At 71.3% G+C, this 23,145-nt stretch carries 23 protein-coding genes; 12 read left to right on the forward strand and 11 right to left on the reverse strand.

The window, feature by feature from the left end:
• Positions 1 to 36: 36 nt before the first annotated feature.
• Together AB0G50_RS32655 and AB0G50_RS32660 are read right to left on the reverse strand one after the other, a co-directional pair.
• Positions 37 to 2,559 carry an FtsX-like permease family protein gene (locus tag AB0G50_RS32655; RefSeq protein ID WP_360116712.1) on the reverse strand — a complete coding sequence of 841 codons (2,523 nt, stop codon included), beginning with the start codon at positions 2,557 to 2,559 and terminating at the stop codon, positions 37 to 39.
• Positions 2,559 to 3,314, reverse strand: a complete 756-nt coding sequence (locus tag AB0G50_RS32660) for an ABC transporter ATP-binding protein (protein WP_360116715.1) — start codon at positions 3,312 to 3,314, stop codon at positions 2,559 to 2,561. Before AB0G50_RS32660 ends, AB0G50_RS32655 begins: the two co-directional genes overlap by 1 nt.
• Positions 3,315 to 3,962: 648 nt before the next feature.
• Here AB0G50_RS32660 and AB0G50_RS32665 point away from each other — a divergent pair.
• Complete coding sequence (locus AB0G50_RS32665; protein ID WP_360116718.1) at positions 3,963 to 4,304, forward strand: DUF742 domain-containing protein; 342 nt, start codon at positions 3,963 to 3,965, stop codon at positions 4,302 to 4,304.
• Between the two features lie 111 nt (positions 4,305 to 4,415).
• Here the strand turns inward: AB0G50_RS32665 and AB0G50_RS32670 are convergent, their stop codons facing one another.
• On the reverse strand, positions 4,416 to 5,147 hold the full coding sequence (locus AB0G50_RS32670; RefSeq protein ID WP_360116721.1) for a zf-HC2 domain-containing protein: 732 nt from the start codon (positions 5,145 to 5,147) through the stop codon (positions 4,416 to 4,418).
• Positions 5,148 to 5,152: 5 nt separating this feature from the next.
• Positions 5,153 to 5,716, reverse strand: a complete 564-nt coding sequence (locus AB0G50_RS32675) for a sigma-70 family RNA polymerase sigma factor (protein ID WP_360116724.1) — start codon at positions 5,714 to 5,716, stop codon at positions 5,153 to 5,155.
• Positions 5,717 to 5,896: 180 nt separating this feature from the next.
• On the opposite strand from AB0G50_RS32675, the gene AB0G50_RS32680 reads away from it, so the two are divergent.
• From AB0G50_RS32680 to AB0G50_RS32705, 6 genes are all read left to right on the forward strand, one after another.
• Positions 5,897 to 6,448: a hypothetical protein gene (locus tag AB0G50_RS32680; RefSeq protein ID WP_360116727.1), complete on the forward strand. Its 552-nt coding sequence runs from the start codon at positions 5,897 to 5,899 to the stop codon at positions 6,446 to 6,448.
• Between the two features lie 28 nt (positions 6,449 to 6,476).
• A complete protein-coding gene (locus tag AB0G50_RS32685; RefSeq protein ID WP_360116731.1) occupies positions 6,477 to 7,226 on the forward strand; it encodes a DUF4142 domain-containing protein in 750 nt (249 codons plus the stop codon).
• A 150-nt stretch (positions 7,227 to 7,376) separates the two neighbouring features.
• On the forward strand, positions 7,377 to 8,213 hold the full coding sequence (locus AB0G50_RS32690) for a ferredoxin (RefSeq protein WP_360116734.1): 837 nt from the start codon (positions 7,377 to 7,379) through the stop codon (positions 8,211 to 8,213).
• Positions 8,210 to 9,745 (forward strand): FAD-dependent oxidoreductase, encoded by a 1,536-nt coding sequence (locus tag AB0G50_RS32695; RefSeq protein ID WP_360116737.1) that lies wholly within the window; start codon positions 8,210 to 8,212, stop codon positions 9,743 to 9,745. Before AB0G50_RS32690 ends, AB0G50_RS32695 begins: the two co-directional genes overlap by 4 nt.
• Positions 9,746 to 9,918: 173 nt before the next feature.
• Complete coding sequence (locus tag AB0G50_RS32700) at positions 9,919 to 11,136, forward strand: family 2 glycosyl transferase (protein WP_360116740.1); 1,218 nt, start codon at positions 9,919 to 9,921, stop codon at positions 11,134 to 11,136.
• A gap of 85 nt (positions 11,137 to 11,221) precedes the next feature.
• Positions 11,222 to 11,947 carry a D-Ala-D-Ala carboxypeptidase family metallohydrolase gene (locus AB0G50_RS32705; protein ID WP_360116743.1) on the forward strand — a complete coding sequence of 242 codons (726 nt, stop codon included), beginning with the start codon at positions 11,222 to 11,224 and terminating at the stop codon, positions 11,945 to 11,947.
• 20 nt (positions 11,948 to 11,967) lie between these two features.
• Here the strand turns inward: AB0G50_RS32705 and AB0G50_RS32710 are convergent, their stop codons facing one another.
• The gene (locus AB0G50_RS32710; protein ID WP_360116746.1) at positions 11,968 to 12,282 is read right to left on the reverse strand and encodes a tetratricopeptide repeat protein; all 315 of its coding nucleotides are present in this window, start codon (positions 12,280 to 12,282) and stop codon (positions 11,968 to 11,970) included.
• A gap of 80 nt (positions 12,283 to 12,362) precedes the next feature.
• On the reverse strand, positions 12,363 to 12,746 hold the full coding sequence (locus tag AB0G50_RS32715) for a hypothetical protein (protein WP_360116749.1): 384 nt from the start codon (positions 12,744 to 12,746) through the stop codon (positions 12,363 to 12,365).
• 220 nt (positions 12,747 to 12,966) lie between these two features.
• Between AB0G50_RS32715 and AB0G50_RS32720 the strand changes: the two genes are divergently transcribed.
• A complete protein-coding gene (locus tag AB0G50_RS32720; protein ID WP_360116752.1) occupies positions 12,967 to 13,428 on the forward strand; it encodes a YkvA family protein in 462 nt (153 codons plus the stop codon).
• On the opposite strand, the gene AB0G50_RS32725 is transcribed toward AB0G50_RS32720, so the two are convergent.
• A complete protein-coding gene (locus tag AB0G50_RS32725; protein ID WP_360116755.1) occupies positions 13,402 to 14,523 on the reverse strand; it encodes a putative sulfate exporter family transporter in 1,122 nt (373 codons plus the stop codon). The genes AB0G50_RS32720 and AB0G50_RS32725 overlap by 27 nt on opposite strands.
• Positions 14,524 to 14,704: 181 nt before the next feature.
• Positions 14,705 to 15,439 (reverse strand): lysophospholipid acyltransferase family protein, encoded by a 735-nt coding sequence (locus AB0G50_RS32730; RefSeq protein ID WP_360116758.1) that lies wholly within the window; start codon positions 15,437 to 15,439, stop codon positions 14,705 to 14,707.
• A 132-nt stretch (positions 15,440 to 15,571) separates the two neighbouring features.
• Here AB0G50_RS32730 and AB0G50_RS32735 point away from each other — a divergent pair, with 132 nt between their 5' ends.
• The 3 genes from AB0G50_RS32735 to AB0G50_RS32745 are packed head-to-tail and all read left to right on the forward strand — an operon-like array spanning position 15,572 to position 18,653.
• Positions 15,572 to 16,732, forward strand: a complete 1,161-nt coding sequence (locus tag AB0G50_RS32735; protein WP_360116761.1) for a SpoIIE family protein phosphatase — start codon at positions 15,572 to 15,574, stop codon at positions 16,730 to 16,732.
• Positions 16,733 to 18,223, forward strand: coding sequence for an ATP-binding protein (locus AB0G50_RS32740; RefSeq protein WP_360116764.1), 1,491 nt, complete (start codon positions 16,733 to 16,735; stop codon positions 18,221 to 18,223).
• A complete protein-coding gene (locus AB0G50_RS32745; RefSeq protein WP_360116767.1) occupies positions 18,216 to 18,653 on the forward strand; it encodes a response regulator in 438 nt (145 codons plus the stop codon). Before AB0G50_RS32740 ends, AB0G50_RS32745 begins: the two co-directional genes overlap by 8 nt.
• 228 nt (positions 18,654 to 18,881) lie before the next feature.
• Here the strand turns inward: AB0G50_RS32745 and AB0G50_RS32750 are convergent, their stop codons facing one another.
• Positions 18,882 to 19,157: a GNAT family N-acetyltransferase gene (locus AB0G50_RS32750; protein ID WP_360116770.1), complete on the reverse strand. Its 276-nt coding sequence runs from the start codon at positions 19,155 to 19,157 to the stop codon at positions 18,882 to 18,884.
• 115 nt (positions 19,158 to 19,272) lie between these two features.
• On the opposite strand from AB0G50_RS32750, the gene AB0G50_RS32755 reads away from it, so the two are divergent.
• Positions 19,273 to 20,280 carry an LLM class flavin-dependent oxidoreductase gene (locus AB0G50_RS32755; RefSeq protein WP_360116773.1) on the forward strand — a complete coding sequence of 336 codons (1,008 nt, stop codon included), beginning with the start codon at positions 19,273 to 19,275 and terminating at the stop codon, positions 20,278 to 20,280.
• A 6-nt stretch (positions 20,281 to 20,286) separates the two neighbouring features.
• On the opposite strand, the gene AB0G50_RS32760 is transcribed toward AB0G50_RS32755, so the two are convergent.
• A complete protein-coding gene (locus AB0G50_RS32760; protein ID WP_360116776.1) occupies positions 20,287 to 21,012 on the reverse strand; it encodes a hypothetical protein in 726 nt (241 codons plus the stop codon).
• A 57-nt stretch (positions 21,013 to 21,069) separates the two neighbouring features.
• Positions 21,070 to 22,602: a UvrD-helicase domain-containing protein gene (locus AB0G50_RS32765; protein WP_360116821.1), complete on the reverse strand. Its 1,533-nt coding sequence runs from the start codon at positions 22,600 to 22,602 to the stop codon at positions 21,070 to 21,072.
• Positions 22,603 to 23,145: the final 543 nt, after the last annotated feature.

A 23,145-nucleotide genomic window follows, 5' to 3' on the forward strand; every position in this document is an offset into this window, starting at 1 on the left:
GTCCGCGTCCGCCCCCGTGCCCCCGGGGCGCGCCGGTCACTCGTAGGACACGGCCTGGAGGACGTTCAGCCGGGCCGCGCGGATCGCGGGCAGGATCGCCGCCACCACGCCGATCACCGCCGCGATCAGCAGGTACCCGCCGAGCGTCGCCCACGGGATGCCGAGGTCCGAGAAGCCCTCGTCCTTCAGCGCCTTCACCGCCACCACGCCCATCGCCGTGCCGACGACCAGGCCCAGCAGCGCGCCGAACACCGAGATCACCACCGACTCGACGGTGATCATCCGCATCACCTGCGCCCGCCGCATGCCGATCGCCCGCAGCAGCCCCAGTTCGCGGGTGCGCTCGATCACCGACAGCGCCAGCGTGTTGATCACGCCGAGCACCGCGATGAGGATCGCCAGCGCCAGCAGGATCTGGATCATCATCAGCACCGTGTCCAGCTGCGCCGCCTGCTGCTTCACGTAGGCGCTGCGGTCCTGCACCGACACCTCGGGGTTGTCCGCGAACAGCGGCTCGACGCGCTTCTGCACGTCCGGCACCGACGCGCCCGCCGCGACGGAGGCGAAGGCGTCGCTGAGCTGCGGCAGCGCGAACTCCGCCGACACCGCGTCCGGCAGCAGGAACTGGCCTGCCATCAGGTCGTTCTTGGCGATCACCAAGCCGATCGTGTAGTTCTTCAGCTCGCCCTTGGTGGTCTGCACGGCGACCGTGCCGCCCTGTTCGAGGTTCAGCTTGGCGGCCAACTCCTCGTCCAGGCCGATCTGCCCGGCCTCCAGCACGAACCCGCCGCTCTTGGCGGTGAGGCCGAACAGCTTCTGCATCGCCCGGCCGTCGGTGACCGCGAGCGCGTACTGCGGCTTGCCGTCGACCAGCACCCGGTCGGCGGCGAACCCGAACGCGGTGTCGACGCCCTGGGTCGCCTTGAGCTTGTCGAGCGCCTCGCGGGAGAACCGCACGCCCCCGCCGTCGCCGCCGATGATCAGGTCCGCCTTGACCTGGGTTTCGGCGACCTTGGTGATGCTGGTGGTGGCCGAGGTCAGGATCACGCTCACGCCGGTGATCAGCGCGATGCCGACCATGAGCGCGGCGGCGGTGATGGCGGTGCGGCGCGGGTTGCGCGCCGAGTTGCGCCGACCGAGCGTGCCCGGCATCGACCACGCGAACAGCTTGCCGATCACCGACACGACCGGCTTGCTCAGCAACGGGGTCAGCAGCGCCACGCCGACGAACGACAGCACCAGGCCGCCCATGATCAGCGCCAGCGTGCCGGAGGAGAACCCGTAGGCCAGGCCCGCGCCGCCGACGACGGTCAGCACCGCGCCGCCGATGGTGGGCCGGGTCAGCGGCCGGTCCGGGGTCGCCGCCTCGCGCATGGCCGCCACCGGCGGGATCCGCGACGCGCGCAGCGCCGGCATCACCGCGGCCAGCACGGTGACGACGAGACCCACGGCGAACGAGGAGATCACCGCGCTGGGCGGCACCGAGATGCCCTCCAGCTTCAGGCTGCTGCCGCCGATCGAGCTGAAGATCTGCGCCAGCAGCGCGCCGACGCCGATGCCCGCGCCGAGTCCGGTGACGGAGGCGATCAGGCCGATGACGACGGCCTCGGTCACCACCGAGCCGATCATCTGCTTCCGGCTCGCGCCCATCGCCCGCAGCAGCGCCAACTCCCGGGTCCGCTGCGCCACGATGATGGAGAAGGTGTTGAGGATGATGAAGATGCCGACGAACAGCGCGATGCCCGCGAAGCCCAGCAGCACGTAGTTGAAGAACTTGAGGTTCTCGCCGATCTGGTCGGAGGCGTCCTTGGACAGCTGCTGCCCGGTCTTGACCTCGAACCCGTCACCCAGCTCGGACTGCACGCGTTGCCGCAGCACGTCCTGCGCGACGCCGTCCTGCGCGTGCACGGTGACGCTGTTGTAGGCGCCCGCCTTGCCCAGCAACAGGGTTTGCGCGGTCGACTCGGTGAACGCGGTGGTCAGCTCACCGCCGAGGGAGTCCCGGTCGCCGGGGTAGCCGAAGACACCGGCGACGGTGAACTCCTTCTTCGGCTCCAGCGTGATCACCTGGATCCGGTCGCCGAGCGCGAAACCGCCGGTTTTGGCCAGGTACGCGCTGATCGCCACCTCGTCGTCGCGCTGCGGCGCGTGCCCCTGGCGGAACTGCTCCTGACCGCCGTCGCGCCACGCCGTGCCCAGCCGGGGCGCACCGGACGTGGTCAGCACCTTGCCGTTCTTGCCGACCACGCGGGCCGAGCCGACGACGTCGCCGGTCGCCCGCGCCACGCCGTCGACCGACTCGACCTTCGCCAGGTCGGCACCGGTCAGCAGGCCGGCGCCGCCCGGGCCGGGCTCCTGGTCGTCCACTTTGGACTTGAGCGCGACCTGCACGTCGATGTCGGAGTAGACGTTGGTGAACAGGCTCTTGAACGAGCGGTCGAGCGTGTCGGTGAGCACGAAGGAGCCGGACACGAACATCACGCCCAGCACCACGGCCAGCGCCGACAGCACGAGTCTGAGCTTGCGCGACAGCAGGCTCTTGAGGGTCGCCTTCAACATCAGACCACGACCAGTTCGTCACCGTCGAGGTTCTTCATGGTCTCGAGCACCGCGGCGGCCGTCGGCCGGTGCAGCTCGCGGACGATCCGGCCGTCGGCCAGGAAGATCACCCGGTCCGCGTGGGCGGCGGCGTTCGGGTCGTGCGTCACCATCACGATCGTCTGGCCGAACTCGCGCGCCGAGCGCTGGAGGAAGCCCAGCACCTCCGCGCCCGAGCGGGAGTCCAGGTTGCCGGTCGGCTCGTCGGCGAACACGACCTCGGGCCGCGACACCAGGGCGCGGGCGCACGCGACGCGCTGCTGCTGGCCGCCGGAGAGCTGGGTCGGCCGGTGCGACAGGCGGTCGCGCAACCCGACCGTCTCCACCACGGTGTCGAACCAGGCCCGGTCGACCTTCCTGCCGCCGATCGACAGCGGCAGCGTGATGTTCTCCTCGGCGGTCAACGTGGGCAGCAGGTTGAACTGCTGGAAGATGAACCCGACCTTGTCCCGGCGCAGGTCGGTGAGCCCCTTGTCCCGCAAGCCGTTCACCTTCGTGCCGCCGACCCACACGTCGCCGGAGTCGATGGTGTCGAGCCCCGCGAGGCAGTGCATCAGCGTCGACTTGCCCGAGCCCGACGGCCCCATGATCGCGGTGAACCGCCCCCGCTCGAAGTCCACGCTCACCCCGGCGAGCGCGGTGACCGCGGCCTCCCCCGTCCCGTAGGACTTCCACACGTCCACCGCGCGTGCCGCGGACTCCGTCTTGCCCGTCACCAGATCCTCCAGTGGGCCCCATTGACGACCCTTGCCGTCTGGCGTAGATCGTGGCGGTCCGGTGGTCCTCGGCGCGTCCGGCATCGTCCCTGATTCACGGGTCAGGGAAAACCCCGGGCACCCCCGGGCGGCGGCGCGACCTTGGGCGCGCCACTGCGCCGAATGCCGCATTCGCCCGCTGTGTCAAGGAATCCGGACAACGCGGGACGCAGTGTTCAACTCGCGGCAAGCCGGGCGTCGAATGCGCGTCGCCGCGCGGCCGCTTCCGACATCAAGCCTTGGTCAACAACTGTTGTGAGAGCGATTCGCGTCTGATCGACTGAAGGTCAGGCCTTCCGCACCGTGCCGAGCGAGGTTGGCATGACCAGAAATCCCTCACCCATCGGGTGATCCCGGAGGGCGCCCGGGACGGACCGCCGTCCCGGGTCGTCCGAAGTGGACATCGGGCTAACCGATCATCCCACGACTTCTCCTCATGTTCCGACACCCTTGGCACGCAAGGGAACACGGACCGTGGTGACCTCTTGATCTTTGTTCCACATCGCGGGAAAGTGGCGACAGCGAGGAAGACCTTTCGTAGGGTCCAGGGTCGTCGGAGCGCCCGGCGCCCGGCAGAAGTTGCCACTTCGACCGCTTGAGGAGCTGGTGGTGTCGACCCTCCGGGTGCGCCCTTACACCAGGACGGGCGGGCGCACGCGCTCCGCCAACGCTTTGGCGATCGAAGCGATCGTCACGACGAACGAGCGGGCCGAGCGCGACGCGCTCACCTCGACAGCCGAGCACCGGATCATCAGCGACCTGTGCCGGTTACCGCACTCGGTCGCCGAGGTCTCGGCCCGCCTGCGGCTGCCCCTGGGCGTCGTGCGGGTGCTCCTGTCCGACATGTCCGACCTCGCGCTGATCCACGTCCAGCGCACCGAGGAGGACGACGACGGCCGCCCTTCGGTGCGCCTGATGGAACGCGTGCTCTCCGGACTGCGCAACATCTGACCGACCCCGCGCCGCACGAGGCGTGGCGACCGCCGACCGGCCGCACCCCGGGCAGCACCGCACCCGGCGCCACCGCAGCGAGCGGAACCCCCGCGCGACACCCGGCGCCGGTCAGGCCACCGGGAGTCGCACCAGCGTCGCGCCCTTCTCGTCGCGCACCGAGAACTCGCCGATCTCGCTCCACTTCAACCCGGTGCTCGCCCGGATCGTCACCGGCGTGCCGGCCGCGCCGGACTGCGTCGCCGTCCAGCCGCCGAGGCCCGTGGTCTCGCCGGAGCGCGACTTCACCACCACCTCGCACCGCACCGGCCCCTTGACGCCCTTCACCTCGAACTCGAGCGAGGTGCCCCACTCCTCCGGCACCGCGCTGACCTTCGCCGCGACGTCGGTGTCCGGGTCGACCCGGCTGATCGACCCGGACACGTCCGGCGAGGCCTTGCCGACCTGCGAGGGCGGCCGGATGGTGGTGGTGCCCGACTGCGCCGTCGTACCCGACCCCGACGGGGACAGCGCGGAGGACACGAACGCGGTGCCGGCCACCAGCAGGACCGCCGCCGCGGCGGCGACCAGCAGGACGAGCCTGCGCTTCTTCGACCTGGCGACCGACACCTCGTCGAGCATCGCGCGCACCGAGCGGCCGTCGGGCCGCTCGCCCGCGTTCGCCCGCAGCATGCCGTTCGCGTCGGCCTCGTCCAGCAGGTCCGGCAGCACGGCGAAATCGCGCAAGTCGAGGGCGCACCGACGACATTGGGCGAGGTGGTTCTCGAAGGCGTCGACCTCGTCCTCGTCAAGGATTCCGAGGACGTACGCCGCCACGTCCACGTGGTTCGTCGGCGATGTCACGCTGTTCAGCCCCGATCCTGCAACGCACGTCGAAGGGCGCGCAGCGCGTAGTACACCCTCGACTTCACCGTGCCGGGCGGCACCCCGAGCACCGCCGCGGCTTCCCCGACCGTTCGATCCCTCAGGTACGTCTCGAGAATAGCCTCCCGGTGCTCCTCCGTCAGTCCGTTCATCGCTTCGGCCACCACGATGGCCGCCAAGGTGCGGTCCGCTTCGTCCCGCACGGGAGCCTCGTCGGACGGGGTCAACTCCGACTCCTGCGGTCGCACGCTCCGCTTGCGACGGTCGTCGATGACCAGCCGCCGGGCGACGGTGAACAGCCACGAGCGCAACAGGACCGGGTCCCGTTCCAGCTTCTCGGCGTTCTTCCACGCCCGCACGAGCGTCTCCTGCACGATGTCCTCTGCCCACTGCCGATCGCTGCCGGTCAGCCGCATGGCGTGACCGAGCAGCGAACTGCCGAACTCCTGGTAAAGCCTGCGGATCAGCTCGTCTTCCAGGCTCACTTCGGGCCAGGGCTGATCTCTCGGGGGTTGAGTGCTGCGTCTGTGCCGCGCCACGCCGTGCATCCAAGCGCGGGAACACGTGTCAAGTCGAGACCTACGACGAAGAAAAAAGTCCCGGATTCGTACGTGAACCGTCACCGCATCGTGTCCGTACTTCTCGGTATCCGCCGCGTAGGACAGGCCTCGAAGACCTCGGTCGCTAGGCCTTTCGGCGGATCCCGCCAGCAGGAGAAAGGACCAACGATGCTGAGTCGACGTACCCGATCGGCGCTGTCGCTCGTTCCGGCCGTCGCGGCGTTCGCACTGGTCGGCGCCTGTGGCGCGGCCGGCGCGGGCACCGCCGGAGGTCAGGGCGGCGCGGGCGGCGCGGACTCCGGCACGACGGCTGCGCAACCACTGCCGGAGTGGGGGAACCAACCCCACCAGATGCTGTCGGCCACCGAGTCCAAGCAGGTGGGCTGGTTCGTCGCGGACGCCGCGGGCTTCGCCCTGTACCGCTACGACAAGGACACCGCGAAACCGCCGAAGTCCACCTGCGACGGTGACTGCGCGAAGTCCTGGCCACCGGTGATCGTCGGCGAGCACACCATGACGTCCGGAGTGGACCCGACCCTCGTCGGCTCGGTGACCAGGGCCGACGGCTCGAAGCAGGTGACCCTCGCCGGGTGGCCGCTGTACCGGTACACCGGCGACAAGAAGGCGGGCGAGATCACCGGCCAGGCCAAGGCCGGCACGTGGTTCGCGATCACCCCGGAGGGCAAGAAGGCGCAGGCCGACCCGTCCGGCGGCAACTGACGCCGGACCCAGCGGAACCGGGAAACCCATGTCAGCCAAGCGATTCGCGGTCACCGGACTGCTCGCCGTCCTCTTCGGACTGTCGGCGCTGACCGCCGCCGCCGGTGTCGCGCGCGCCGACGACCCGCCCGCGGGACCGGTCGAGCAGACCCCGCTCGGCCCGATCACCGCGGCGGACAAGGACCTGCTCGTCAAGGTGCGCCAGGCAGGCCTGTGGGAGATGCCCATGGGCGAGGAGGCGCAAACCCGCGCGGCGAGCCAGCGCGTCAAGGACGTCGGGCGGCAGTTGGCGAGCGACCACATGTTCCTCGACCAGCGCGTCACCCGGCTGGCCGGCCAGATGAACGTGCCGCTGCCCGCCGAGGCCAACCCCGACCAGCAGTCGTGGATGGCGGAGCTGCGCGGCAAGACCGGGCCGGACTTCGACGTCGCGTTCGCCGACCGGCTGCGCGCCGCGCACGGCAAGGTGTTCAAGGCGGTGGCGGCGGTCCGGTCCGGCACCCGCAACGAGGCGATCCGGCAGTTCGCGCAGGTCGGCATCGACATCGTGATGAAGCACATGACCCTGTTGGAGAGCACCGGACTGGTGACCGACGTCGGCCTGTCCGAACCGGTCGCCGCGGGCGCCGCGCCGGTGACCGCGGACCCGGTGAAGACCGCCGCGGTGTCGTCCGCCGGTGGACCGAACCCCCTGGTCGTCCTCCTGGTGTGCCTGGTGGGCGCGGCCGTGACGATCCTGCTCCTGCGCCTGCTGCGGCCGGCGAACCCGGTCAAGTGAAAGGAGGTGGTGGCCATCGCGGACACCCACGACTCCACCCGACTGAAGTAGCAGCCCGCCCCGGCCGGTCGTGACCACTCCTGCACGCCCCGGCCGGGGCGGACCCCACCACCTGCGAGTTCTCTCCCGCCATCTCGGAGGTCGATTCCGTTGCTCACCCAGGTTCCGCTGCTGATCGCCCAAGCGGCGGGCGACCACGACTCAGGTGTGCGCCACGTCGCGCAGATCTCGGCACGCGCCGCCTACGCGTTCATGTGCGCCACGCTCGCGTGGGGCGTGCTGATCGCCACCGGCTGGGCGAACAAGATCACCGGCAGACAAGGCCTGCGCAACAGCCACATGGTCCTCGCGACCCTGGCGCTGGCGTTCGGCTGCCTGCACGCGTTCGCGTTCACCATCCTCAAGCTCACCCCGTTCAGCTTCCTCACCATCACGGTGCCGTTCGTCAACGGCGGCCTGTTCCGGCACGCGCTCGGCATCGTGGGACTGGAACTCATGCTGGTCATCGCGTTCACCGCGGGCCTGCGCAAGAAGGTCTACTACCGCAAGTGGTTGCGGCTGCACCAGCTCGCGTACGTCGCCGTCGCGGTGACCGTCGCGCACTCCTGGTTCGGCGCGATCGCGAACGGCAACCTGGCCACCCTGTGGCTGGCCGGGCTCACCATCCTGATCCCCACCGCCACCGTCGCGGCCGCCCGGTTCCTGCCGCCGCACGTGCTGGTGCGCCTGGGCCTGCTCGAGCCGGAGCCCGGCTTCGAGCCCGAGCCCGACGGCGCCGGCGGCAGCGCGCTGGACATCAGCGTGGACAACGAGCGCTGCCACCGCTACGGCATCTGCCAGGCCGAGGCGCCCGGGTTGTTCCAACTGGTCGACGACGAGCGCCTGCGCTACGAGCGCAGGCCACCACCCGAGCTGTTCGCGAAGGCGCGAGCCGCCGCCCGCGCGTGCCCGATGCGCGCGATCGAACTGCGGGAGCGTGTCCGGTGAACGAGGAGCGAGTGGTCATCGCGGGCGGCGGACTGGCCGGCCTGCGCGCGGGAGAACGCCTGCGGGAACTGGGTTTCCAGGGCGAGATCGTGATCGTCAGCGCCGAGCGGCACCTGCCCTACCACCGGCCGGCGCTGTCGAAGGAGGCCATCAACGGCGAGCTGCACGCGAACGACCTGCGGCTGACCATCAGCCGCGAGCTGAACGCGGTGTGGCGCCTCAACACCGCCGCCACCCACCTGGAGCCCGACCGCCGCGTGGTGGGGTTGCCCGGCGGCGAGGAGCTGACCTACGACGGGTTGATCATCGCGACCGGCGTCGAACCCCGGCACCTGGCGGGCGCGCCGCGCGAGGACCCGCGCGTGCACGTGCTGCGGACGGTGGACGACGCGGTCGCGATCAAGCAGGCCATCAACGCCACCCAGGGTCTCGTGGTGGTGGTCGGCGGCGGTCTCATCGGCTGCGAGATGGCCGCGTCGGTCAAGATGATGGGCCGCGACGTCGCCATCGTGAGCCGCTCGGCCACGCTGCTGGGCAGCGCGGTGGGCAAGAACATCGCCGACACCGTCACCGAGGCGCACCGCGCCCGCGGCGTGCGGATGGCGATGGGCGTGAAAATCCGGCACTGGGTGCGGCAGGCGGGCGGCGTGGCCATCCACCTGTCCGACGGGCAGGTGTTCTTCGCCGCGGTCGTGGTGATCGCGGTCGGCGCCTCGCCCTCCACCGCCTGGTTGCGCGGATCGGGGTTGCAGCTGGAGGACGGCGTCCTGTGCGACACCGGGTGCCACGTGGTCGGCGGCGTCGACATCGTGGCGGCCGGCGACGTGGCGAAGTGGCCCAACCTCCGGTTCGGCGGACGACCGCGGCGGGTCGAGCACTGGCTCAACGCGGTGGAGATGGGGCGGGCGGCCGCGGAGAACCTGTTGGCGGGCAGGCAGAACTCGCGGCCGTTCACCCCTGTCCCCCGGTTCTGGACCGAGCAGTACGGCATGCGGATCCAGGGCTCGGGCGTGCCGGGGCTGGGCAAGGACACCACCACCCTCGCCGGTTCGCAGAAGGACCACCGCACGATCACCGGTTTCGTGGACGACGGCAGGCTCGTCGGCATGGTCGGCCTGGACGCGCCGACCGCCATGATCAAGCTGTCCACCGAGCTGTGGCGGCAGAACCGGGTCTCCCCCGCCGACCGCCGCGTCCCGGACCGCCCGGTGCCACCACCCGTGGCACCGCCGACGACACCGCCGGTGAGCCGGGTCGCGGAGTACGAGGCGGAGGCGAACCGCCAGACCGAGCCGCCACCCCCGCTGTACGACGAACTGGCCCGCGAACGCGAGCGCTACGAACAGGCCTACGAGCCGACCCGACTGGCACCCGACCCCCCGCCGCCCCGGTTCGAGGTCGTCCGCGACACCCCGGAGCCCACCAGGCACACCGACGACCACTACACCCGGTCCGAACCGAGGCAGGGCTCCCGCGGCAGACCGAACCCGCGCGCCCTGGCCCGCAGCGGCCCGCGAGCCCGACCCCGGTGACCCGCGCGAGGATTCCGCTCGCCGCCAAGGCACCCCACGCCCGACCTCGCGCGGGCACACCGGCCCGACCCCGGATGACCCGCGCGAGGGTTCCGCTCGCCGGCAAGCCCCCGGTGACCGGTTGTTACCTGAACGCGGCGTTCCCGTAACCCGGGCGACCAAGCATTCGGGGCATGGCGAACCGCGGTCAGGTCACCGTCGTCGGGATACCCGCCCGGGACGAGGAACGCACGGTCGGCGCGGTGGCGCGAGCCGCCGACGCCGGGCTGCGGCTCGCCTCGCCCCGCGGCGTGAACGTGGTGGTGCTGGCCGAGAACGGCAGCACCGACGGCACCGTCCGGCGGTTCACCGACACCCCGCTGCACGCGCGCCGGGCCGTGGTCAGCACGCCGGGCCCCGGAACGGGCAAGGGCACCAACGTGTTCGCGCTCATGGCCAAGGCGGTCGACCTCGACGCGGACCGGCTGCTGCTGCTCGACGCGGACGTGCGGTCGGCCGAACCGGCGTGGGTCGGGCTGCTCGCGGACGCGGTGGCGGGCGACGAGCCGGCGCTCGCGGTGCCCGCCTACCGGCGCAACCGGTACGAGGCGAACACCACCAACCACCTGGCCGGTCCCCTGCTGGCCGCGGTGTACGGGGTGCACGTGCAGCAGCCCATCGGCGGCGAGTTCGCGGTCAACCGGGCGTTCCTGGACCGCGCCGCGCGCTGGCCGCGACCGGACAGCGCCTCGCTGTACGGGATCGACGTGTGGCTGACCGCGAACGCCCTGCGCGAGCGCTTGCGGGTGGTCGAGGTGCCGCTGGGCCGCAAGCTGCACAACTCGCCGTTCCCCAAGATCCTCCGGCTGCCGCAGCAGGTGCTGGACTCGCTGTTCCACGTCGTGCTGGCCACCGACCGGGTCCGGCCCGCACTCGGCGCTCCCCCGCCGCGCGCGGCCGTGGACAGCGCGTCGACCCCGCAGGACCCGGCCGTGGTGGCGCGGGTGTCCGCGTCCGTCGCCCGGTACCTGGAGGAGTTCGCCGCCGACGTGTGGTCGCTGTTCCCGTCCGCCGCGACGCTGCCCGCCGCGCCGTGGGGCCTGCGGGTGACCACCGACGACTGGCCGCACGTGCTGGCGGACGCGCTGGTCGCGGTGACCCGGGGCCGGTTCACCGCGGCGCGGGACCACCTGGTGGCGCTGTACGTGAACCGGGTGCTGACGTTCTGGGACGAGATCGAGGGGTTGCCCGACGCGGAGATCGACGCGCTGCTGGACCGGCAGGCGGTCGACACGGCGGACGCGGTGCGGGCGAAGCGACCGGCGCCGGGCGGGTGGAGCGCCTCGCCGCGGTTCGACGCGGGTCACTGGACCGCCTTCGCCGACGGTTCACCTTCTGTTAGCCCGGTGTGAAAACTTCGGACTTCGGGCGCGGATTGACGCTTTTCGCCCGGTTCCGCCAGGCTCCGAGGTCCCTGCTCCCCTTGGAGGTCACACCGTGCTCCGTCGAACGCTGTCGTACCTCGCGTCCGCGGCCCTGGTCGCGGGCGCCCTGCTACTCGGCGCGGGACCCGCGCACGCCGACGGCTGCTACACGTGGAGCCGCACGCTGTCACAGGGCAGTTCCGGCGACGACGTCCGCCAACTCCAGGTCCGGTTGTCCGGCTACCCCGGCTACGGCGCGGTGCTCGGCCTGGACGGCTCGTTCGGCCCGGCGACGAAGGCCGCGCTGGTCCGCTTCCAGCAGGCCTACGGACTGGCCGCGGACGGTGTCGCGGGCACCGGCACGTTCGCCAAGCTCTACGCGCTCCAGGACGACGACTGCACCCCGGTGAACTTCGCCTACACCGAGCTCAACAACTGCAACACCACGTGGGCAGGCGGCAAGGTCTCGGCGGCCGCCGCCAAGGCCAACGCCCTGGTGTCGATGTGGAAGCTCCAGGCGCTGCGGCACGCGCTCGGCGACCAGCCGATCCGCGTCACCAGCGGCTTCCGCAGCGTGGCGTGCAACAACGCGGCGGGCGGCGCGTCCGACTCCCGGCACCTCTACGGCGACGCGGTGGACCTCGGCGCGAGCCCGCACTCGCTGTGCACGCTGGCCAAGGAGGCCCGCAACCACGGCTTCAACGGCATCCTCGGCCCGGGCTACCCCGACCACAACGACCACACCCACGTCGACCACCGCCCGAGCCGCTTCTGGTCCGCCCCGACCTGCGGCGTCTGACCCACCTCGCGGGCGGTCCCTCACCCGAGGTGGCCGCCCGCGAGCACCGCGCGGCACGAACGCAGGTGCAGCCTGGTGCGCTCGGTGTCGTCGTGCGCGGTGCCCAGCACCCGTTCGCGCACCGGCAACAACGCCGCCAACACCTCGACCGCCGCAGCCGTCGACCCGGCCGCCTTCAGCCAGGTCGCCCGGTGGTGCAACGCGAACAGGGTGCCCCGGTCCTCCGCGCCGAGCACCCGCACGCAGTCCGGCACGAGTTCGGCGTAGAGCCGGACCGCCTCGCCGACGTCCCCGGCCGCCCCGGTCCAGAACGCGTGACCGTTGCGGACGGCCAACGGTCCGCGCGTCCTCGGCCCCGAAGGCCGCGAGGTGCTCCGGCAGCAACGCCTCGAACAGGTCCCGGGCGAGCACCGCGTCACCACCGAACCCCACCCACATCGCGATCCGCCGCCGGAAACCCAGCGACCCGGGGTCGTTCGCGCAGCCACTCCGGCGGGGCGAGCTCGTGCGGCCGGAGTTCCCGCCACGCCTCCAGGGCGTCCATCGACGGCTCGTCGGACAACGCGAGCCCGACCAGCCGCGCCGCGGTCCTCGAGGTGTCCGCCCGGCCGTCGCCCAGCCGGTCCCGGGTGACCGCCTGGACGTGGCGGGCGGCCGGCGACAACGCCTCGAAGGACACCTCCCACGTCGTCGCCACGGTGTGCGGGTAGTCCACCGGGCTGGCCTCGGCGCGCAGCACGGCGCTGTGCCCGCCGTACAGGTCCAGGTACCCGCGCAGGTCGACCCCGAGCCGACGCACGGCCCCGACGGCCTGGGTCAACGCCAACAGGCCCGCGCGAGGCTCGTCTTCCCGACCCCGCCGAGCCCGTCGACACCTGGACCCGACGGGTGCGGAACCCGGCCGCCAGGTCGCGGAGCAGCGCGTCCCGACCCACGAACGGCGACCACGGCTCGTCCACGCGCCCGAGTCCGCCGGCGCACGAGGTTTGAACCGGCGGTGTATTGCCTACCATCAGTACGTGGTAGTCATCGGCGCCGTGCTCGCCGCCCTCGGGCTCAGCGTCCTGCTCTGGCGGGACGCGGACCTCCTCGGCACGTCCCCCGTGCTCCTCGGCACGGTCCTGCTCGTGGTCGGCCTCGGCGCGATCGCGTTCTCGGTCGTGCGCCGCCGCCGGGTGATCGCGCGCAAGCGGGCCGCCGGCGAACCCGTGCCCGAGGGTTCCGTCCTCGACCGCGCCAAAGCACTGCCCCGACTCCTGCGCGACCACAAGGCGAACGGACTGCCCACCAGCAGGCTGGCGCTGTGGGGTTTCGCGGTGGTCTACCTGATCTCGCCGATCGACATCCTGCCCGAACTGCTGCCCGTCATCGGCGTCACCGACGACGCGGGGGTGGCGGTGTGGCTGCTCACCAGCGTCTCCACCGCCACCGGCCTGCTGATCAGCCGCGAGCGGTCAGAACAGAAGCAGCGCCAGGCCTAGCGCGGCCACCACGTTCACCCCGGTGGACGCGGCGAAGACACCGACCGGCCGCCACCCGGCCTGCTTCAGCGCGCCGGCCCGGAACTCCAGGCCGATCGACACGAACGCCAGGATCAGGAACCACGTGCGCAGGTCGTTCACCACGCCGATGGCCGCCTTGCCGGTCGGCGCGGACACCTGCGCCAACCAGAACGTCGCGATGACCGAGGTCGCGAGGAACCCGAGCACGAACTTCGGGAACCGCTCCCACAGCTGACGCCCGGCGGACACCGTCGGCGACTTCTTCTCGACCTTCAGCGCGAAGTACGCCGTCAACGCCACCGCGACCACACCGAGCAACGCGTTCTGGGTGACCTTCACGATCGTGGCGTACTGCAAGGACTGCTCGCCCGCCAACGTGCCGGCCGCCGTCACCGCCGCCGTCGTGTCGATGTTGCCGCCGATCCACGCGCCCGCGACCTTCGGGTCGAGCCCCCACCACGACGCCAGCAGCGGCAGCACGAAGATCGACGGCAGCGCGAACACGATCACCAGGGAAGCGCTGTAGGCCAACTGCTCCCGCCGCGCCTGCACCGCGCCGGCCGCCGCGATCGCCGCCGACACCCCGCAGATCGCCACCGCCGCCGACAGCAGCGCGCGCAGCTTGTCGTCCAGCCCGAGCTTCCCGCCCAACCACCAGGAGAACCCGAACACCAGGCTGATCAGGATCACCGACTGGATGATCGCAGGCCCCGCCGCGTCCGCGATGACCTTCAGGTTGATCGACGCGCCGAGCAGCACCAGCCCGGTCTTGATGAAGAACTCGGTGCGGAACCCGCCCGCCAACCGGTCACGCCACCCCAGCGCGCCGAGCACCGCGTTGCCCAGCAACCCCAACAGGATCGCGTAGATCGGGAACTCGATCGCGGCGCCGATCCCCTCGAACCCGGTGCCCTTGGACCACTTCGGCACCGACGTCGACAGGTACCGCGCGGCCCACGACAGCAGCACCACCGCCACGACGCCCAGCACCGCGTACCCCAGCGGCCCGCGCACCGCACCGTCCTCTGTGGACTCCCCCGCGTCCGCCGCGGCGTCCACCGGTCCGCGCGCCATCACGGCACCAACCCGGGCTTGATCACACCGAGCAGCGCCAACGCGAACAGCGCCAGACCGACCACCACGGCCAGCCAGTCCTCGTTGAACCAGACCTTGCGTTGCGGTTCGCTCATCGCTCACGCTCCACCCTGCGGGACGCCCAAGGAGTCACGAACGGTAGCGAGCCCAACGAGAACCGTCACCGGCTCCCAGGATGTGGAAGCTCGCGCACCCCCACCAGCAACGTGGTGATCGCGCCCATGATCCGCGCGGTCGCCTCGTCCAGCACCGGCTTCGTGGGCTCCAGGTCGTACAGGTCCGACAGGTCGACCTCGGCGCCCGCCACCACCTGGACCTTCCGCCACGGCCGCGGCACGAACTTCCCGGGCGGCAACAGGTCCCGGGTGCCCCACTGGGCCACCGGCACGACCGGCGCGCGGGTCGCGAGCGCCACCCGGGCCACCCCGTTCTTGCCCTTCATCGGCCACCCGTCGGGGTCCGAGGTGAACGTGCCCTCGGGGTAGACGATCACGCACTGCCCGTCCGCCAACGAGTCCCGCACCCCGTCCAGCGCCAACCCGGCGCGCACCGAGCCCCGGTCGACCGGGATGTGCCTGCCCGACGACATCACCCACCCGAGGACCGGCGTCTTCCACAGGCTCGCCTTGGCCAGGTACCGCGGCACCCGGTCGGACGCGAGCGCGAACGCGGTCAGCGTCACCGGGTCGGAGTTGGACACGTGGTTGGAGGCCAGAAGCACCGGCCCCCGCTTCGGGATGTGGTTGCGCCCGGACATCGTCATCCGCACGAACACCACCACGAACGGCCACAGCAGGTCGATGGCCACCGAGTACCAGAACCCGCGACCGCGCCGGGGCAGCTTCGCGGTCAGGGCCACCATCTGGGTAAACGTCACACCGGAATCTTCGGTCATCGACCCTCCCCGGTTCCCCACCGACCCGCCCGTGGCCCCGCTTCCACACCGAAGAGACCACCACCGACCGGGTCTGATCCAGTTCGACTACTGTTTTCCACCGTGGCAGGGCTCACCGAACCGCGAACCGCGGTGGACCGAATCAGCGTGCTGCTCGTCGAGGACGACGAGGGCGACGCGGTGCTGGTCGAGGCGCTGCTGGACGAAGTCGGCGCCGACGTGGCGCTGCACCGGGCGCGCACGCTGCACGAGGCCACCTCGACGGCGCCGAAGGTCGACTGCGTCCTGCTCGACCTCGGCCTGCCCGACACGACGGGCCTCGACGGCCTCATCCGCCTGCTGTCCGGCCCGCGACCGGCCGCCGTCATCGTGCTGACCGGCATGAGCGACGAGCGCCTCGGCGTCAAGGCGGTCGCCGCGGGCGCGGAGGACTACCTGGTCAAGGGCCAGGTGGGCGGCGAGGCGCTGGCCAGGAGCATCCGGTACGCCGTCGGCCGCAAGCGCGCCGAGGAGACCCAGCGCCAACTCCGCGACGAGCAGCTGCTCGCCTCGGAGAAGACCCGCCTGGAACGCGGCCTGCTCCCCTCCCCCATCCTGCACGGCACCGACCTCGGCCTGGAGGTCCGCTACCAGCCCGGCGGCAGCCGGATGCTGCTGGGCGGCGACTTCTACGACGCCGTGCGCACGTCGGACGGCACGTTGCAGGTGCTGATCGGCGACGTCTGCGGCCACGGCCCGGACGAGGCGGCGCTCGGCGTGTTCCTGCGCATCGCGTGGCGCGCCCTGGTGCTGGCCGACCAGGAGCCGTCCCGGGTGCTGCGCACGCTGCACGAGATCCTGGAGCACGAGCGCCACCAGCCGGGCCTGTTCACCACCGCGTGCATGGTCACCATCTCGCCGGACCGCCGCTGGGCGCGGGTGTACCTGGCGGGCCACCCGGAGCCGATGCTCCTGGTCGGCGGCCGCGTGGTCGAACTGCCGAGGGACCGCGCCGGCCTGCCGCTCGGCGTGCTGCCGGACAGCACGTGGAGCGGCCTCGACGTGCCGCTGCCACCGGGCTGGAGCCTGCTGCTCTACACCGACGGCCTGGTGGAGGGCCGGGTCGTGGGCGACCCGGAGCGACTCGGCTCGGAACGCCTGATCGAACTCATCGGCGAGGTCACCAGCGGCGCGCCGAACTGGAACGAACACCCGGCGGCACTGCTGGACACGCTCATCGACCGGGTGAAGCAGCTCAACGGCGGGGAGTTGGACGACGACATGGCCGTGCTACTGATCTCGGACCAGGGCTGAATGGACCACCGCAACCGCTGGCCCGCCAGCCGCCTGCTCGTGGCCGCCGTGGCGATCCTGATCATCGTCTGCGCGAGCGCCATCACCGCCATCGCCCTCGCGCTGGCGAGCCTGTCCGACGCGCGCACCCTCCTGCTGGACCAGGTCGGCCCGGCCCGCCGCATCACGCTGGAACTCGACACGTCCCTGATCAACCAGGAAACCGGCGTCCGCGGCTTCGCCCTGACGGCCAACCGCGAGTTCCTCGCCCCGTTCACCGACGGCAAGACCGCCGAGGCCAAGGCCGAGGCGGGCATCCGCGCCGGCATCCAGGACGTCCGCCCGGCCCTGCTCGCCAAGCTGGACGACATCGGCCGCAAGGCCACCGCGTGGCGCACCGCGTACGCCGAACCCCTGATCCTCCAGGTCCAGGTCGCCGGCACCCCGCAACTCGTGGAGAACGACGCCGACCGCGGCCGAGCCCTCTTCGAGGAGGTCCGCGCCGCCGTGGCCGACCTCCAGAACGACCTGAACCGGGAGTCCGACACCGCCCGCGACAAGCTCAACAGCGTCGCGAACGACGTCCTCTACCTCTCCATCGGCCTGGGCGTCCTGCTGGTCCTGATCATCACCGGCGTGGCGATCGTCCTCCACCGCATCCTCATCGCCCCGCTGACCGGCCTGGCCGCCCAGGTCCGCCTGGTCTCCGAGGGCGACTTCGAACACGCCGTCGACGCCACGGGCTCCCGCGAAACGGTGATGCTCGGCCAGGACGTCGACACGATGCGCACCCGCATCCTGCGAGACGTGGTCGACCTCCGCCGCTCGAACTCGGAACTGGAGCAGTTCGCCTACGTCGCCTCCCACGACCTCCAGGAACCCCTGCGCAAGGTCGCGAGCTTCTGCCAACTCCTGGAACGCCGCTACTCGGGCCAGTTGGACGAGCGCGGCGAGCAGTACCTGCAATTCGCGGTGGACGGCGCGAAGCGCATGCAGGTCCTGATCAACGACCTCCTCGCCTTCTCCCGGGTCGGCCGCATCACCCGCGAACAAACGGTCGTGGACTGCGACGACCTGGTGAACCAGGTCCGCGACAGCTACTCGGAGGTCATCGAGAGCACCGGCGCCACCATCGAGTCCGACGACCTCCCCCGAGTCCGCGGCGAGGCCTCCCTCCTCGGCGGCGTCTTCGGCAACCTGATCAGCAACGCCCTGAAGTTCCACGGCGAGGACCCCCCGGTCGTCCGCATCGGCGTGGAGCGCACGGGCGACCTGTGGACGTTCACGATCTCGGACAACGGAATCGGCATCGACGCCGAGTACGCCGAACGCGTCTTCGTGATCTTCCAACGCCTGCACCACAAGGACGACTACCCGGGCACCGGCATCGGCCTCGCCATGTGCCGCAAGATCATCGAATACCACGGCGGCACGATCTGGCTGGACACCAGCGTGAAGACCGGAACCACCTTCAAGTTCACCCTGCCAGTTGTAGAGGACACCGATGAGTGACTCGCTGACCGTGATCGACGTCCTCCTGGTGGAAGACGACCCCGGCGACGCCCTGATGACGCAGGAAGCCTTCGAACACCACAAGATCCGCAACCAACTCCACGTCGTCCGCGACGGCGTGGAAGCCCTGGAATTCCTGCGAAGGGAAGGCCAGTACGAGGGCGCCCCCAGGCCAGGCCTGATCCTCCTGGACCTGAACCTGCCAAAAATGGACGGCAGGGAAGTCCTCGCGGAGGTAAAAGCAGACGCCAACCTCCGCTCCATCCCGGTGGTGGTCCTGACGACGTCGGAAGCAGAGGAAGACATCCTCCGCAGCTACAACCTCCACGCCAACGCCTACGTGACCAAGCCGGTGGACTTCGACCGCTTCATCGAGGTGGTCCGCCAAATCGACGACTTCTTCGTCACCGTGGTAAAACTCCCCCGATAATCAGCCGCACCAGCCCCACCCGCCACAACACCGACCCAGCGCGTTCTCCCCGTATGGCCTGGGCGCAGCCCAACCGCATTTGGCACGGGGGCGCCGAAAACTCAGGACCGGCGCCCGAACTCGAAAGCCGGCGCCCCCGTGCCAAATGTGGTTGCCTCCGGCAGGCCATACGGGGAGAACGCGCGCCGCCCTTCCTCCCCGGAGGCCTGCCCGTCCGGCGAGGACGCCTTAAACCTCCACAACACCCAACTCAGGGTGCTTCTCCAGATACGCCTTGACAAACGGACACTGGGCCACCACACCCAACCCACGATCCCGAGCATCAATCAAGGCGAACCGAACCAGTTCACTCCCCAACCCCCGCCCCTCCACCACGACCTCGGTATGCGTGAACACAATCCGAGACCCCTCAACCAGGTAGTCCACGAACCCGCCGACCTCCCCGGCCTCCCCCTCCACGAACACCTCGTACCGCGAAGCCCCGGGGTTGTCCACCACGCTCACAGCATCTCCCCACTCTCACGCCACCCGAGCCCCACACCCACCCGATCAGCCCCCGCGCACACCCGCGAGCAAGCCTCACACCGTCCACCGTAGCCACGCGGGGCAAGATGTCGGAATGGACGTCTACCTGCTGATCCTGGGCGACCACCTGCCGAACCCGTGCTCGGGCGGCGAGGTCTCCGAGTCCGACCGCCTGCGCATGATCGTGGAACAGGCCGTGGTGGCCGAGGAAGCGGGCTTCACCGGCGTCGCGATCGGCGAACACCACTTCACCCGCTACATCGTCTCCGCCCCCGAACTCCTCCTGGCGATGATCGCCGCCCGCACGAGCCGCCTGCGCCTGTCCACCGGCGTCACCCTGCTCGCGCACCACGACCCGGTCCGCGTGGCCGAGGAACTGTCCACCCTGGACGTCCTCTCCGGCGGCCGGGCCGAACTGATCGTGGCCCGAGGCGTCTCCCAGCGCACCGACGAGGCGTTCGGCGTGCACGACCACCTCCGCGCCCGCTTCGAGGAGAACCTCCGCCTCCTGCTGACCCTGCTGGCCGAACCGCACGTGACCTGGCGCGGCCGGTTCCGCAGCCCGCTCGAGGACGTCACCACGGTCCCCCGCCCGATCCAACAACCCAGACCCCTGGTGTGGATCGGCAGCGGCTCGGCCGCGTCCGCCGACCTGGCCGTGGACCTCGACCTCCCCCTGATGCTGCCCAGCACCCTGCGCGACCCGGACACCCACCTCCCGGTGGTCGAGCGCTACCGCGAGGCGATGGGCGGCCGGGGCCGCGTCGCCCTCCCGAGCCACATGTTCGTCGCCGACACCGCCGCGAGCGCCCGGGCCCGCTGGCGCCCCCACCTGGAGGCCTACGCGAACTTCGCCGACATGTGGCGAGGCGACGGCGAACCGGACGTCGACGCGATCATGGAGGGCGCCGCGGTCTGCGGCGACCCGGCCGAAGTGGCAGGCCGGCTGAACGACCTGGCCCACCGGATGAACCTGGACGCGCACCTCGTCATGGTCGACATCGGCGGCATGCCGCACAGCTCGGTGGTCGAAACCATCCGGCTGTTCGGCGAAGAAGTCCTGCCCCACCTCACCGGCACGCGAGTCGCCTCGACAGGCTGAGCCCACTCACCCGCCGAGCACAGCCGCCAACGCCATCACATGCACCGCCAACACCGTGGAACACCCGGACAAATCAGGCACCCGCACATCCCGAGGCACCAACTCCAACGCGATCTGGAACGCGTGCACCGCCTCCACGAACGCCCGATCCCGATCCACCACCCCGTCCAGCACCACCTCGGCCACCCCGGCGTCACACCCGAACCGCGACGGCACCAACACCCGCACCGTCGCGCCCGGGAAGTGCGCCGGCAACGCGCTGACCATCCGGTACAACGTCGCCCGGTCCCACCGCTCCGGCTGCGCGACCCCCACCAGCACCCGCTCCGACGACCCGAACCGCGGTGACGGCCACGCCGGCGGACTGCCCTCGCACGCCGCGCGCACGACCGTCCACCCGGACAGGTGCGCGACCCCGGCGAACGCGTTGACCAACCGGGTCTTCCCGGTGCCCACCCCACCCCGCACCACCAGCGCGGACAACGCGTCGGGCTCGTCCAACCACGACACGAGCCGGTCCTGCGCCTGCGGCCGGTGGTGGTAGGGCACGACCTCGTGCCGCGCGTCGAGCAGGTACTCGGGCGTGCGGCACGGCTTGGGCGCCCACGCCAGGCGCGGCCGGGGCGTGAGCCGGTCCAGCCGGTAGTCGGGACCCGCGACCACCGCGTCGCCGCCGTCGCGGGAGCCGAACTGGATGTTGGGACCGTCGACCCACGTGCTGCCGACGATCACCGAAGATGCCTCACGCCCTGTGCCATACCCGCACTATCAGGTCCGGGGGTACCGGCGTTAGCCGGGTCGGCGCACCACGCACAACCGCCGGGTGGCCCTGGTGAGCGCGACGTAGCGGTCCGCGGGGGTCATCAGATGGGGGTCGACGACCACCACGGCGTCGAACTCGAGCCCCTTGCTCCGCCGCGGCGTGAGCGGCCCGTCCACCCCGATGACGGCGAACGTGCCCTCACTCAGACGCGTTTCCTCGATCGCCCGGGCCAGATCCGTGCGGAACAGCGGCTCCTCACCGCGCCGGACCGACGTCGGCGGCACGGCGTCCGGGTCGATCTCCGCCAGCGCCTCCGCCGCGACCGCCATGATCTCGGCCGGTGTGCGGTAGTTCACGGTGAGCACGCGGTGCGCCCACCGGTCCCGGACGTACGGCCCGAACACCTCGCCCCAGTCCCGCACACCGGCTTCGGCATCCCGCTGCGCGAGGTCGCCGACGACGGTCATGGACCGGTTGGGACTGCGCCGCATCAGCACCCGCCAGTCCATCGCGGACAGCTCCTGCGCCTCGTCCACGACCACGTGCCCGTAGGTCCACTCGCGGTCGGCGGCGGCCCGCTCGGCCAGGTCGCGGTGGTCGCGCGCCTCGTGCCGGTCGGCCAACCACTCGGCGTCCACCAGGTCCACCGCGCGCAGCTCGTCGCGCTGGAACACCTCGTCCGCGTCCAGCACCTCCAGCACCCCCCGCGCGTACTCGACGGCCCGCGCCCGCTCCGCCCGCGCGACCCGCTCGGCCGCGCCGTCCGTGCCCAGCAGCTCGGCGGCCTCGTCCAGCAACGGCACGTCCGACACCGTCCACGCCCACCCGTCCGCGCGGAACAGCTCCGGGTGGCCGGCCACCAGACAACGGCCTTCGTAGAACGAGGCCAGCAGCCCCCGGGGCGTCAACGCGGGCCACAACCGGTCGGCCGCCGCCCGCACCCCGGGGTGCCCGCGCAACTCCCGCCGCACGTCGTCGGCCAACTCCGGCCAGTCCTCGCCGATCAACGCCACCGCCGGCCCCACCAGCCCGTCGACCAGCCCCGCGTGGAACACCTCGCGCGCCTCGTTGTGCCGCAACCCGGACCCGCGCGCCCGCTCCCTGGCCCGTTCCGCGATCGACGCGGTCAGCTCCACGGTCACGTCCTCCAACTCGACCGGGATCGGCTCGGCGGGCAGCTCCTGCCGGTCCGCGACGGCCGCCGCCACCAACTCCACGGCACCCGGACCACCCTTCAGGACCTGCACCTCGGGCGAGTCCTCCCGGGAGGTCCGCACGCCGGGGAACAACTCCCCCGGCGTCGCGAACACCACGTCCGTCTCGCCCAACGACGGCAGCACGTCACCGATGTAGCGCAGGAAGGCCGGGTTGGGCCCGACCACCAGGACCCCCTGCCGGGACAACCGCTCGCGCCGCGCGTAGAGCAGGTAGGCGACCCGGTGCAGCGCCACGGCCGTCTTGCCGGTGCCCGGACCGCCCTCGACCACCAGCACCCCGGGGTGGTCGAGCCGGATCACCTCGTCCTGCTCGGCCTGGATGGTGGCCACGATGTCGCGCATGGTCTCGTCGCGCGGCGCGTCCAACGCCGCCAGCAGGGCTTTCCGGTCCACCTGCAACTCGTCGTCGTGGAATCCGGTCAGCGCCCGCCCGGTGATCCGGTAGTGCCGCCGCCGGACGACACCCTCGGGGTGCGCGCCGGTAGCGGTGTAGAACGGCCGGGCGAGCGGCGCGCGCCAATCCACCAGCTGCGGCGCGCACTCGTCCGCGGGATCGACCAACCCGATCCGGCCGATCCGCGTCCGGCCGCCGTCCTCGTGGTCCAAGCGGCCGAAGCACAACCCGGCCTCGGCCGCCGTCAACCTCCCGACCTGCGCGGACAGCTCGCGCACGGCCACCTCGCGGTGCCAGCGCTGCTCCTCGCCGTCCCGCAGGGCCGCCGCGAGAGCCGCGTCCGCCGCGGCCCGCTCCGCGTCCAGCCGGGTGTGCAGGAATGCGATCGCGCGCTGTTCCTCGGCGAATTCACCGGTGGTCACGCTTGCCCCCTGTGATATACTCGGTCATATCCACTTCCCGCATTCCGCGGAACTCACGACCTTCTTTTT

Source organism: Actinosynnema sp. NPDC020468 (assembly GCF_040642015.1).
Taxonomy (GTDB): domain Bacteria; phylum Actinomycetota; class Actinomycetes; order Mycobacteriales; family Pseudonocardiaceae; genus Actinosynnema.